Source organism: Mesorhizobium sp. M1399 (assembly GCF_040317735.1).
GTDB lineage: Bacteria > Pseudomonadota > Alphaproteobacteria > Rhizobiales > Rhizobiaceae > Mesorhizobium.
Window position 1 is genome coordinate 44997 of the sequence record NZ_JAMYKZ010000009.1, and the last position, 12329, is coordinate 57325.

Below are 12329 nucleotides of genomic sequence, written 5' to 3' on the forward strand. Positions count from 1 at the left end.
CTTGGCGGACATCAAGGGAATATTGTTCGACAAGGACGGCACGCTCGTGGATTTCAACGCGACATGGCTGGGCATCGCCGACTTCATGGCGATGGATGCGGCCGAAGGCGATCGCTGGAAGGCAGACAGGCTGCTTGCGGCGGCGGGCTTCGACTTCGCCACCAGGCGCTTCAAGCCGGATTCTATCTTTGCCTCCGGGACCAACATGGACGTCGTCGAACTGTGGTTTCCGCGGCTGTCCGACGAGGACCAGATGCTTGCCGTCGCCCGCTTCAATGCCATCACCTCGGCGCAAGGATCGGCGATGGCCGTGGCGCTGCCGGGTGTGGTCGAGACGCTTGGGCTGCTTCACAGAAAATCCTACCGGCTTGGCGTCGCCACCAACGACTCGACCAGCGGCGCGGAAAAGACCTTGGTCACGCTGGGCGTCGCGCAGCTTTTCGAAGCCGCCTATGGTTACGACGCGGTGGCCAATCCAAAACCGGCGCCGGATACGATCCTTGCCTTTTCGGATCTGACAGGGCTCAGGCCGGCGACGATCGCAATGGTCGGCGACAATCGTCACGATCTGGAGATGGCGCGCGCCGGCGGCTGCGGCCTGGCGATCGGCGTGCTGTCCGGCACCGGCACACGTGAATCGCTGTCACAGATCGCCGACGTCATCCTGGATTCGGTGGCTGATCTGCCCGATTTTCTTGCGGCCCGGGTCAGCGAGACGGTCTAGACTCGTAGTTATCTGGTCCGAACGAGAACACGCCGCTCGGTTTCATCGCCGCATTCCTGCCCTCGCCGACATCCGGCACCTCGTATTCGGCCAGCAGGCGAAGCCGCGAGCGCGGCAGATAGGCGCGGCCCGGATCGCCGATCAGCACGGCGATGCCGGCAGCAAGGCAGCGGTCGAGGAAGGGAACGACCCGGCCGGCAAGATCGCGGGCGTAAAACAGGTCGCCGACCACCACGATGTCCACCGGTGGCGGCGGACCGCCGGTGATGTCGTCGCCAACGATCATGATAGCGACGCCGTTCGCAGTCGCATTGAGGCTGAGCGCAACCACACCATTACGATCGATCTCGGCCGCGACGACCGCGCTGGCTCCGGCTTTCGCCGCAGCGATGCCGACGAGGCCCGAGCCGGCGCCGAGGTCGAGCACGCGACGCCCGGCCACGGTCTCCGGCCGGTCGATTATGTAGCGGGCAAGCACCGCGCCGCCGGCCCAGACATAGGCCCAGTACGGTGGCTCCGGTTCAGGTTCGTCTTCTTCGGTCCCATGTTGGTTCCATTCGAGAAGCCGCCTGAGGCCGCTTCCCGGATGGGCGGTGTAAAGCCGGATTTCGGGAAGCGCGGGCACGGGGGCGATCCGCATGTGCGCCCGGATGAACTCTGCCGGGTCTGGCCGCGAACCTATATCCACGGCGTTAGAGCCGACGATGCAATCGCTCAAGCTGCGCCTAGCCCCGCAACGCTCGTCGCAGGATCTTGCCGACCGGTGTCTTCGGCAGTTCGGTGCGGAACTCGATATATCTGGGGCGCTTGTAGCCGGTCAGGTTCTCGCGGCAATAAGCCGTCAGCATCTCGGCGGTCAGTGCCGGGTCCTTTTTGACGACGAACAGCTTTGGCACTTCACCCGAATGCTCGTCCGGCACGCCGATTGCCGCCACCTCGAGTACGCCCGGATGCTGCGCCACCACCTCCTCGAGTTCGTTCGGGTAGACGTTGAAGCCGGAAACCAGGATCATGTCCTTCTTGCGGTCGACGATCTTGGTGTAGCCGCGCTCGTCCATGAAGCCCATGTCGCCCGATTTGAAGAAGCCGTCCTCGGTCATCACCTTGGCGGTCTCGTCCGGCCGGTTCCAGTAGCCGGCCATCACCTGCGGTCCGCGGATGCAGATTTCGCCGACCTCGCCGAGCGGCAAATTGTTGCCATCGTCGTCGCGGATGGCGATCTCGGTCGAGGGCAGCGGCAGCCCGATCGTGCCGGTGTAGACTCCGTCGCTGAATTTGTTGGCGGTCGCCCCCGGCGAGGTTTCGGAGAGTCCGTAGGCCTCGCTGATCGGGCAGCCGGTCAGCGCCTTCCAGCGCTCTGCGATGCCCTTCTGCACTGCCATGCCGCCACCCAGCGTCAGGATCAGCGGCTTGAAGTCGAGCCTGCGAAAATCCTCATTATTGAGCAGCGCATTGAACAGCGTGTTGAGGCCAGGAAAGATGTGGATCGGGTATTTCTGCAGCTCCTTGACGAAGCCGGGAATGTCGCGCGGATTGGGGATGAGCACGTTCTGCGCGCCCTGCTGCATTCCCATCATCGCGTTCACTGTGAGCGCAAAGATATGATAGAGGGGCAGCGCGCAGAGGAAGTTCATATGCGCCGGTTTCGGCTTGACCGTGTAGGCGTCTTCGACCCAGAGCGCGTTCTGCGCGACGTTCGCCAAGACATTGCTGTGCAAAAGCATCGCGCCCTTGGAGATGCCGGTCGTACCGCCCGTATATTGCAGGAAGGCGATGTCGCCGGCCACGACCTCGGCGGATTTGAAGGTCACGCCGGCGCCGGCCTTCAATGCGGCGTTGAATTTGACATGGCCGGGCAGCGACCATGCCGGCACCATCTTCTTGACGCGGCGCACGACGAAGTTGACGATCGTTCCCTTGAGCCCGCCGAGCATGTCGCCCATCGTGGCGACCACGACATGCTTGACCGCGGTCCTGGCGATCACCGCCTGCAAGGTGCAGGCGAAATTTTCGAGGATGACAATGGCTTGAGCGCCGGAATCCTTGAGCTGGTGCTCAAGCTCGCGCGGCGTGTAGAGCGGATTGATGTTCACCACGACATAGCCGGCGCGAAGCACCGCCATCATCGCCACCGGATATTGCAGCACGTTCGGCATCATCAGCGCGACACGTGCACCCTTCTGCAACCCCTTTGATTGCAGATAGGCGCCAAACGCAGCCGACTGTCGCTCGAGATCGGCATAGGTGATCGATTTGCCCATGCAGACGAAGGCCGGCCGGTTCGCAAACTGCTTGCAGGCGGCGACGAGAAAGTCACCGATCGAGCTGGAGGGCAGGGCGCCGATCTCGGCCGGCACGATCTTTGGGTAACTCTGGAGCCACGGTTTTTCAGGCAGGCCGGCGGTCAGCGAGGTGATCGCCTTCGGCAATCTTCTGGCTGAAGCTGCCGCCTGTTTGGGCGCTGGCACTGCCTTCGCCGCCGGCTTGACGGTGGGGTACTTTGCGGCAGGCGCCGCCTTGCCGGCTGCCGGCTTGGCAGTCTTTCCAGCCGTGATCTTCGTCGCCGGCTTCGCACTTGCCTTCGCGGTAGTCTTCGGCTTGGCGGCGGCCGCTTTTGGCTTGACCGCTTTCGATATTGCCTCGGCCTTTGCTTTCGCCGCGGTTGTTGTCTTTGCCGGTTTCGCCACCTGTCGCTCCCTCAATCATTCTTATTGTTCGGCACGCTTGAGTGCCACCGCCGCCCCTGACAAACAAAGGTATCCCACGCTTGCCGCAATGTCCGGAGCCTGGGGAATCCACCACGCTGTCCATCTATCTATGTATTGCCACTAGCAGCGGCCGTGCAAGCCTCGCCCACCTGGCAGTGCGGCAAGACTTGCCATCAAAGCTCTCGGCCGCGACCGGTTTTCGGACGCGCATCTCTTGAACCGAACGGCTCGATTCCCCGAATTGGCGGCATCGCCGATCAACAAAAAATTGAAGTCGCTAATAATGTCGTGATCTGCGGATTTGGCTCGTTTTTTCCACAATTCGCCGCATGCCGGATTTTTTTTCTGCTTCCCGTGGGTTAGGCAAACAAGCAGTTCCAAAGCCAGAAAAACGGTGCTTATATGCGGCCTTCGCGAGCCTGATAGAGGGGCTTGGAAGAACATCAGGGAGTGCTCAATGAAAAAGAAACTGACTTTTGCAGCCGCGTTGCTGGCTGCAAGCGTCCTCGGCGGCATGGCCAATGCAAAACAACTGGTCTATTGCTCGGAGGCATCGCCGGCCGGCTTCGACCCGTCGCCATGGAGCGGCGGCAACGACTTCGACGCTTCGTCGCGCACCATCTATTCGCGCCTGGTCGAGTTCGAGCATGGCAAGACCACCATCTCGCCCGGCCTGGCGGAGAGCTGGACGGTTTCCGACGACGGTCTCGAATACACCTTCAAGCTTCGCCCGGGTGTGAAATTCCAGACGACGGATTATTTCACGCCCACGCGCGACCTCAACGCCGACGACGTGATCTTTTCCTTCGAACGCCAGTGGAAGAAAGAAAGCCCATGGTACAGCTACCTGGAAGGCACCGGCTGGGAGTATTTCACCGGCATGGGCTTCCCCGATCTGCTGAAGGAAATCGTCAAGGTCGACGATCTGACGGTGAAGTTCGTGCTGAACAAGCCTGAAGTCGCCTTCCTGCCGGACCTCGGCATGGATTTCGCTTCGATCGTTTCCAAGGAATATGCCGACCAGCTCGACAAGGCCGGCACCAGGCAGCAGTTCACCCAGAAGCCGGTCGGCACTGGTCCGTTCCAATTTGTCGACTATCAGGTCGATGCGGTCGTACGCTATGCGGCATGGGACGGCTACTTTGGCGGCCGCCAGAAGATCGACGATCTGATCTTCGCCATCACGCCCGATCCGGCCGTGCGCGCGCAGAAGCTGAAGGCAGGCGAGTGCGATATCATGTCATACCCGGCGCCGGCCGACATTGCCGGGCTGCAGGGTGACGCGAACCTGAAAGTCGACGAGCAGGAAGGCCTGAACATCGGCTATCTCGCCTACAACACGACGCTGCCGCCCTTCGACAAAGTCGAGGTCCGCAAGGCCCTCAACATGGCGGTAAACAAGAAGGCGATCATCGACGCGGTCTATCAGGGCGCCGGCGCGCCGGCCATCAACCCGATCCCGCCGACCATGTGGTCCTATAACAAGGACATCAAGGACGATCCCTACGATCCGGAGGCGGCCAAGAAGATGCTGGCCGATGCAGGCGTCAAGGATCTGTCGATGAAGATCTGGGCTATGCCGGTCAGCCGCCCCTACAACCCGAACGCCCAGCGCGTCGCCGAGTTGATCCAGGCCGACTATGCCGCCGTCGGCGTCAAGGCGGAGATCGTCAGCTACGAATGGACGGAGTATCGCCAGCGCGGCAAAGCTAAGGATCGCGACGGCGCCTTCCAACTGGGCTGGACCGGGGACAATGGCGATCCGGACAACTTCTTTTTCCTGCTCGGTTGCGATGCCATCGGCCAGTCCAATTATGCGATCTGGTGCAACCAGGAATTCGAAGCCCTGCTGAAAAAAGGCAAGGCGACGACGGACGTCGCCGAGCGCACCAAGATCTACGAGGAAGCTCAGGTGGTGTTCAAGCGTGAGGCTCCGTGGCTGACCATCGCCCACTCCAAGGTCTTCATGCCGATGAACAAGAAGGTGTCGGGCTTCGTTATGGACCCGCTCGGCATTCATCGGTTTGACGGCGTCGACGTCACCGAATAAGTCCTGAGAAATTGAACGGCGGCGCTGGACTTCCTGCGCCGCCGTTCTATGAAGCAAGATGCTCCGTTATCTCCTCCACAAGCTCGCTTTGATCATCCCGACCGTGTTCGGCATATCGCTGGCGGCGTTCGCTTTCGTCCGGCTTCTGCCCGGCGATCCCATTCTGGCCCTGGCCGGCGAGCGCGGCGTCAGCCCCGAACGCTACGCCCAACTCATCGAGCAGTTTGGCTACAACCGGCCTTATGTCATCCAGTACCTGGAATATATCGGCAGGGTCCTGACCGGCGATTTCGGCATATCGATTGCCACCAAGCGGCCAGTGCTCGGCGAATTCCAGGCGCTGTTTCCAGCCACGCTGGAACTGGCGACGGTGGCGTTGATCATCGCCGTCCTGCTCGGCATTCCTGCCGGTATCTTCGCGGCGGTCAAGCGCGGCTCGTGGTTCGACCAGGCGACGATGGGTGTCGCGCTGACCGGCTATTCGATGCCGATCTTCTGGTGGGGGTTGCTGCTCATCATCTTCTTCTCCGGTTATCTCGGCTGGACGCCGGTTTCCGGCCGCATCGGCCTGCAGTATTTCTTCAGGCCGACGACCGGGTTCATGCTCATCGACAGCCTGATCTCCGGCAGGAGCGGCGCTTTCAAATCCGCCGTCAGCCATTTGATCCTGCCGTCCATCGTGCTGGCGACGATCCCGCTTGCCGTCATAGCGCGCCAGACTCGCTCGGCGATGCTCGAGGTGCTGGGCGAGGACTATGTCCGCACCGCGCGCGCCAAGGGCCTGGCGCCGCGCCGTGTCATCGGGCTGCACGCTTTTCGCAACGCGCTGATTCCGGTGGTCACCACCATCGGACTGCAGGTCGGCACGTTGATGGCGGGCGCCATTCTTACCGAAACCATTTTTTCCTGGCCCGGCATCGGCAAATGGATGATCGACGCCATCGGCAAGCGCGACTATGTCGTCGTTCAGAGCGGATTGCTGATCATCGCGCTGATCGTCATGGCGGTGAACCTGATCGTCGACGTGCTCTACGCCGTCATCAATCCGCGCATCCGGGTGCAGTGAGATGACCGACGAATCCGCCGCCGAAGCCACCGCTGCCTCCATCCCGACAGGCGGCAGGCAACGCGCCTTCGCCGAGTTCTGGCACTACTTCTCGATGAACACCGGCGCGGTCATCGGCCTTGTCGTGTTTTCGGCGTTGGTGCTGGTGGCGGTCTTTGCGCCGTTCGTCGCGCCGCATTCGCCCGACGAGCAGTTTCGCGATGCGCTGCTGGCGCCCCCTGCCTGGCAGCAAGGCGGCAAATCGATGTTCCTGCTCGGCACCGATGCGGTCGGCCGCGACATGCTTTCGCGGTTGATTTTCGGGGCGCGTTTCTCGCTGTTCATCGGCCTGGTGGTGGTCGTCTTCTCGCTCACCAGCGGCATCGTGCTTGGCGTGCTCGCCGGCTATTTCCGCGGCTGGGTCGACACGCTGATCATGCGCATCATGGATATTATCCTGGCCTTCCCGTCGCTGCTTCTGGCGCTGGTGCTGGTGGCGATCCTCGGCCCCGGGCTGTTCAACGCCATGCTGGCGATCGCGCTGGTGCTGCAGCCGCATTTTGCGCGTCTCACCCGCGCCGCCGTGATGGCCGAAAAGAACCGCGAATATGTCATCTCCGCCAAGGTGGCTGGTGCCGGTCATCTTCGCTTGATGGTGAGGACGATCTTGCCGAACTGCCTGGCACCGCTGATCGTGCAGGCCACCCTGTCCTTCTCCAACGCCATTCTCGAGGCTGCGGCGCTCGGCTTCCTCGGTGTCGGTGCGCAGCCGCCGACGCCGGAATGGGGCACGATGCTCGCCTCGGCGCGCGAGTTCATCCTGCGCGCGCCTTGGGTAGTGACCTTCCCCGGCCTTGCCATTCTGATCACTGTGCTTGCCATTAATCTGATCGGCGACGGCCTGCGCGATGCCTTCGATCCCAAGCTGAAGAGGTCATAATCCAATGCCTCTTCTCGAGATGAAGAACCTGACCGTTTCCTTCGACACCGCCGCTGGACCATTCATGGCGGTACAAGGCATCGACCTGTCGGTCGAACCGCGCGAGGTGTTGGCGATCGTCGGCGAATCCGGTTCCGGAAAATCAGTGGCAATGCTGGCGGTGATGGGGCTTTTGCCCAACACGGCGACGGTGAGGGCGGACCGCATGGCCTTCGACGGCATCGACCTGCTTAAGCTCGGCCCGTCCGAGCGGCGCAAGATTGTCGGCAAGGACATCTCGATGATCTTCCAGGAGCCGGTCGCCAGCCTCAACCCGTGCTTTACCGTCGGCTTCCAGATTGAGGAGGTGCTGCGCTTTCACATGGGCATGGACCGCGCCCAGCGCCGGGCACGCGCCATCGAACTGATGAAGTTGGTCGGCATCGCCGACCCTGAGGAACGGCTGGGCTCCTTCCCGCACCAGATGTCGGGCGGCCAGTGCCAGCGCGTCATGATCGCCATCGCCATCGCCTGCAATCCCAAGCTTTTGATCGCCGACGAGCCAACCACCGCCCTCGACGTCACCATCCAGAAGCAGATCCTCGATCTGCTGGTCGGCCTGCAGGCCAAATACGGCATGGGCCTGATCATGATCACCCACAATATGGGGGTGGTTGCCGAGACCGCCGACCGTGTCATCGTCCAATACAAGGGCCGCAAGATGGAAGAGGCCGACGTGCTGTCGCTGTTCGAATCCCCCAAGAGCAATTACACGCGCGCGCTTCTGTCGGCGCTGCCGGAAAACGCCGTCGGCGACCGGTTGCCTACTGTTTCCGACATGCTGTTCGAGCCGGCCCCATCTGTAGTCGCAGCCCGATCCGCGGGAGGAACCGCCACATGAGCGTGACGGTAGTCGAAGGCAAGAACATCGTGCGCGACTATCATGTCGGCGGCGGGCTTTTCCGCCCCTCCCGTACGGTTCACGCGGTCAAGGGTGTTTCGTTCAGCGTCGACAAGGGCAAGACGCTGGCCATCGTCGGCGAGAGCGGCTGCGGCAAGTCAACGCTCGCCCGCATCATCACCCTGGTCGACCCGGCGACCTCCGGCGAGCTTTTCATCGACGGCAAGAAGGTAGACATCGCGAGGGACGGCCTGTCGAAGGAAATGCGCCGCAAGGTGCAGATTGTCTTCCAGAACCCCTATGGTTCGCTCAATCCACGCCAGAAGATCGGCGACGTGCTTGGCGAACCGCTGCTCATCAACACCGACAGCACGGCCGGCGAGCGGCGCGATCTCGCCATGAAGATGCTGAAAAAGGTCGGTCTCGGCCCCGAGCACTACAATCGCTACCCGCATATGTTTTCGGGCGGCCAGCGCCAGCGCATCGCCATTGCCCGCGCGCTGATGCTCAACCCCAGCCTCCTGGTGCTGGACGAGCCGGTCTCGGCACTTGATCTTTCGGTGCAGGCGCAGGTTCTGAACCTGCTCGCCGACCTGCAGGATGAGTTTCAACTGACCTATGTTTTCATCAGCCACGACCTGTCGGTGGTGCGCTATATCGCCGACGATGTGATGGTGATGTATTTCGGCGAAGCGGTCGAATACGGCTCGCGCGACGAGGTCTTCGCCGACCCCAAGCACAGCTATACCAGGACGCTGTTCGCGGCGACGCCGCGTGCCGACGTCGCCAGCATCAAGGCAAGATTGGCGAAAAAGAAGGCCGCCTGATCCGGCGAGGTTTGCCGGCCGGCTACCGCTTCTCGATCCCCGGAATGCCGGAGATCTGCTCGGCGAGAAAGTCGACCAGCAGCCGCACCCGGGCAATGCCCGCACGCTCCGGAACGATCAGCATGCTCAGCGGGACGGGAGGCGGAAAATAGCCCGGCAGGATAATTTCCAGCCGGCCGGCCGCCAGAAGATCGTCGACAAGCCAGTGGTGGGCGGGTGCGATACCGCGTCCGGCGACAAGGGCTTTGCGCGCAGCAAGCCCATGGTCGACCCGAAATCGGCCGCCAAAGGGCACCGCAAAGCGCTCGCCGCCCGGCCCCTGCAGGGCGAGCGTGTCGCTTCCCGCGATGTTCGACATCCGAATGCCTTCATGGCCAGGCAGATCCTGCGGGACAGCCGGTCTGCCCCGGGCCGCCAGATAGGCCGGCGCCGCCACCAGCAGACGCCGGGACTGACCGAGCGCCCGCAGCTTCATCGAGCTGTCGGTGAGCGGACCGAGGCGAAGCGCGATGTCGACGCCCTCCCGCACAAGGTCGATGCGCTCGTCGGTTAGGCTGAGATCGATGCCGATGTCGGGATAACGGTCCTGAAAGGCGAAGATCAGCCGGCTGACGTGCAAGACGCCGAGCGCCGCCGTGCAGGATATCCGGATCGTGCCAGCCGATGCGCCGCGCGTGCCTCGCGCCTCATCGCCGGCCTGCTCAACGAGGCGCAGGATCTGGACGCTGTCGGCATAGTAACGGCTGCCTTCATCGGTCATCGTGACACGCCGGGTGGTCCTGCTGAGCAAGGGCACGCCGACGGCCTCCTCGAGCTCCCGCAGATGCCGCGTGACCGTCGACTGACCAACTCCGAGCTCGCGCGCCACCGCCGAGAGGCTGCCGCGCTCGGCGACGCGAACGAAGGTGCGCATGCGCTCGAGGGTGACCTCCGATTTATCCATTATTCGGCATTATCTTATACATTTCCGACATATAGTGGATTAGCCGACGGCTGGCTACCTTTGGTGTCTATCGTCCTTCTTCGGAGTAGACCCATGAAAGTCCTGCTTGTTTTTGCTCATCCTGAACCGAATTCGCTCAACGGCGCACTGCGTGACGTCGCCATCAGGGAGCTCGAGACCCAAGGCCACGAGGTGCGGGTGTCTGACCTCTATGCCGATGGCTGGAAATCCGAGGTGGACCGTGCCGACTTTCCGTCGTGGCCGCCCGAAGCACGCTTCCTGCCGGCCGGCGCCTCCAAAAAAGCTTTTGCGAGCGGCACTCTGACCGATGACGTCAAAGCGGAGATCGACAAGCTGCTATGGGCCGACACCCTGATCCTCCAGTTTCCCCTGTGGTGGTACGCCATGCCGGCGATCCTCAAGGGCTGGGTCGATCGGGTGTATGCCTACGGCTTCGCCTATGGCGTCGGCGAGCACAGCGATAAGAGGTGGGGTGACCGCTTTGGCGAGGGAACGCTCGCCGGCAAGCGCGCGATGCTAATCGTTACCACCGGCGGCTGGGAGGAGCATTATTCCGCCCGCGGCGTCAACGGCCCGATCGACGACCTGCTGTTCCCGATCAACCACGGGATTCTATACTATCCGGGCTACGACGTGCTTCCGCCGTTCGTGGTCTACAGGGTGGACCGTTTCGGGGAGGCCGATTTCGAGCCTGTCGCGGAGCGACTGCGCGAAAGGATGCGGACGCTCGAGACAATCCAGCCCATTCCTTATCGGCAGCAGAATGGCGGCGATTACCTGATCCCAAGCATGCAGTTGCGCCCCGGCTTGGAAAACCCGGGTGCGACCGCCTTCGCCCTTCACGAGGATCGCGCCGGCGCCGCCGGCCAGCCCGATCAGGACAGCCGGGCAATGATGGTGCGAAGCGCCTCGCCGAAGCGCCGGACTTCCTCGATCGTATTGTAATGCACCAGCGAGGCGCGGACGGCGCCGCTGTCCATGCTGAGGTTGAGCCGCTTCATCAGGCGCGGCGCATACATGTGGCCGTCGCGAATGCCGATCTGCATCTCGGCCATCTCCTCGACGATCCTCTGCGGCGACAGCGTGCCGATGTTGAAGCAGAAGGTCGGCACGCGCTCGCGGAGGCGTGCCTCTTCGGCCACGCCGTAGATCATCGCGCCGCAATCTTTGAGCACCGCCAGCATTTCGCGCGCCAGCACCTGCTCGTAATCGCGAATGGCATTCATACCGGCGACGATGTTGTCGCGGCGCGATCGGTTATTGGCTGGAGCGAAATTGCGGCCGATCGATTCGAGATAGCGCACCGCGGCATCCATGCCGGAGACGTTCTCGTAGATGAAGGTGCCGGCCTCGATCTTGTAGGGCGGCTCGTCGGGAATGAAGTCCTCGCGGAAGGTCGGCAGACGCTTCAGCGTTTCGAAGCGGCCCCACAGGAAGCCCATATGCGGCGAGAAATTCTTGTAGCCGGAGCAGACCAGATAGTCGCAGTCCCATGCCTGCACATCGATCAGCCCGTGCGGGCCGTAATGCACGCAGTCGAGGAACACTTCGGCGCCTGCCGCATGCGCGATCCCAGCCACTGAAGCAACGTCGACGATCGAGCCGATCGAATGCGCCGTCACCGTGCAGGCCACGAGGCGGGTGCGCTCGGAGACCAGCGGGCGCAAATCGTCGACATGCAGATTGCCGTCCTCGCGCATCCGCCACCATTTGAACTTGGCGCCGGCGGGTGCCAGCGCCAGCCACGTCGCGATATTGGCATCGTGATCCATGTCGGTGATGACGATCTCGTCACGCTCCCCGTTTGGTCGCTCAGAAAGCATCTGGCCGATGCCGAGGCTGACCAGGCGGATGAACGAAGTGGCGTTCATGCCGAAACAGATCTCCGCCGGGTTGGTGGCGTTGATCAGCAAGGCCACGCTTTCGCGCGCGCCGGCGACGGCTTGATCGACGGTGACGCTGCGGCCGTAGCGGCCGCCGCGCTGCACATTATGCGCGACCAAATGGTTGGTGACCGCGTCGAGCACACTTTGCGGGATCTGCGCGCCGGCGGCATTGTCCATGAAGATGAAGTCGCCGGCCTGCTGCAAGGCGGGAAACATGGCGCGGATCGTCTCGACCGGGAAAGCTGCGGCATCGCCCGTTTTCGAAATCTGATGCTGGTTCAAGGTCGTCTCCTGCGAAGTGCGCT

11 protein-coding genes are annotated in these 12329 nt (G+C 62.5%); 7 read left to right on the forward strand and 4 right to left on the reverse strand.

Annotated features, from left to right (window positions below; translation table 11 throughout):
- Position 1: 1 nt before the first annotated feature.
- A complete protein-coding gene (locus NKH05_RS17015; protein ID WP_023717885.1) occupies positions 2–724 on the forward strand; it encodes an HAD family hydrolase in 723 nt (240 codons plus the stop codon).
- Here the strand turns inward: NKH05_RS17015 and NKH05_RS17020 are convergent.
- Both NKH05_RS17020 and NKH05_RS17025 read right to left on the reverse strand, forming a co-directional pair.
- The gene (locus tag NKH05_RS17020) at positions 708–1364 is read right to left on the reverse strand and encodes a class I SAM-dependent methyltransferase (protein WP_084642516.1); all 657 of its coding nucleotides are present in this window, start codon (positions 1362–1364) and stop codon (positions 708–710) included. The genes NKH05_RS17015 and NKH05_RS17020 overlap by 17 nt on opposite strands.
- A gap of 85 nt (positions 1365–1449) precedes the next feature.
- Positions 1450–3411: a long-chain fatty acid--CoA ligase gene (locus NKH05_RS17025; protein WP_023717883.1), complete on the reverse strand. Its 1962-nt coding sequence runs from the start codon at positions 3409–3411 to the stop codon at positions 1450–1452.
- A 478-nt stretch (positions 3412–3889) separates the two neighbouring features.
- Between NKH05_RS17025 and NKH05_RS17030 the strand changes: the two genes are divergently transcribed.
- The 5 genes from NKH05_RS17030 to NKH05_RS17050 are packed head-to-tail and all read left to right on the forward strand — an operon-like array spanning position 3890 to position 9174.
- Positions 3890–5482 carry an ABC transporter substrate-binding protein gene (locus NKH05_RS17030; RefSeq protein ID WP_023717882.1) on the forward strand — a complete coding sequence of 531 codons (1593 nt, stop codon included), beginning with the start codon at positions 3890–3892 and terminating at the stop codon, positions 5480–5482.
- A 58-nt stretch (positions 5483–5540) separates the two neighbouring features.
- Positions 5541–6548 (forward strand): ABC transporter permease subunit, encoded by a 1008-nt coding sequence (locus NKH05_RS17035; protein ID WP_023676822.1) that lies wholly within the window; start codon positions 5541–5543, stop codon positions 6546–6548.
- A gap of 1 nt (position 6549) precedes the next feature.
- A complete protein-coding gene (locus NKH05_RS17040) occupies positions 6550–7467 on the forward strand; it encodes an ABC transporter permease subunit (protein WP_023717881.1) in 918 nt (305 codons plus the stop codon).
- 4 nt (positions 7468–7471) lie between these two features.
- A complete protein-coding gene (locus NKH05_RS17045; RefSeq protein ID WP_023717880.1) occupies positions 7472–8347 on the forward strand; it encodes an ABC transporter ATP-binding protein in 876 nt (291 codons plus the stop codon).
- Entirely contained in the window at positions 8344–9174 is an 831-nt protein-coding gene (locus NKH05_RS17050) for a dipeptide ABC transporter ATP-binding protein (RefSeq protein WP_023717879.1), read from the forward strand. The genes NKH05_RS17045 and NKH05_RS17050 overlap by 4 nt, the downstream gene beginning before the upstream one ends.
- Before the next feature lie 22 nt (positions 9175–9196).
- Here NKH05_RS17050 and NKH05_RS17055 read toward each other — a convergent pair whose 3' ends face one another.
- Positions 9197–10117 carry a LysR family transcriptional regulator gene (locus tag NKH05_RS17055; protein ID WP_353025787.1) on the reverse strand — a complete coding sequence of 307 codons (921 nt, stop codon included), beginning with the start codon at positions 10115–10117 and terminating at the stop codon, positions 9197–9199.
- A 93-nt stretch (positions 10118–10210) separates the two neighbouring features.
- Between NKH05_RS17055 and NKH05_RS17060 the strand changes: the two genes are divergently transcribed.
- Positions 10211–11083 carry an NAD(P)H-dependent oxidoreductase gene (locus NKH05_RS17060; RefSeq protein ID WP_352716797.1) on the forward strand — a complete coding sequence of 291 codons (873 nt, stop codon included), beginning with the start codon at positions 10211–10213 and terminating at the stop codon, positions 11081–11083.
- Here NKH05_RS17060 and NKH05_RS17065 read toward each other — a convergent pair.
- Complete coding sequence (locus tag NKH05_RS17065; protein WP_352548809.1) at positions 11014–12306, reverse strand: cysteine desulfurase-like protein; 1293 nt, start codon at positions 12304–12306, stop codon at positions 11014–11016. The genes NKH05_RS17060 and NKH05_RS17065 overlap by 70 nt on opposite strands.
- Positions 12307–12329 lie beyond the last annotated feature (23 nt).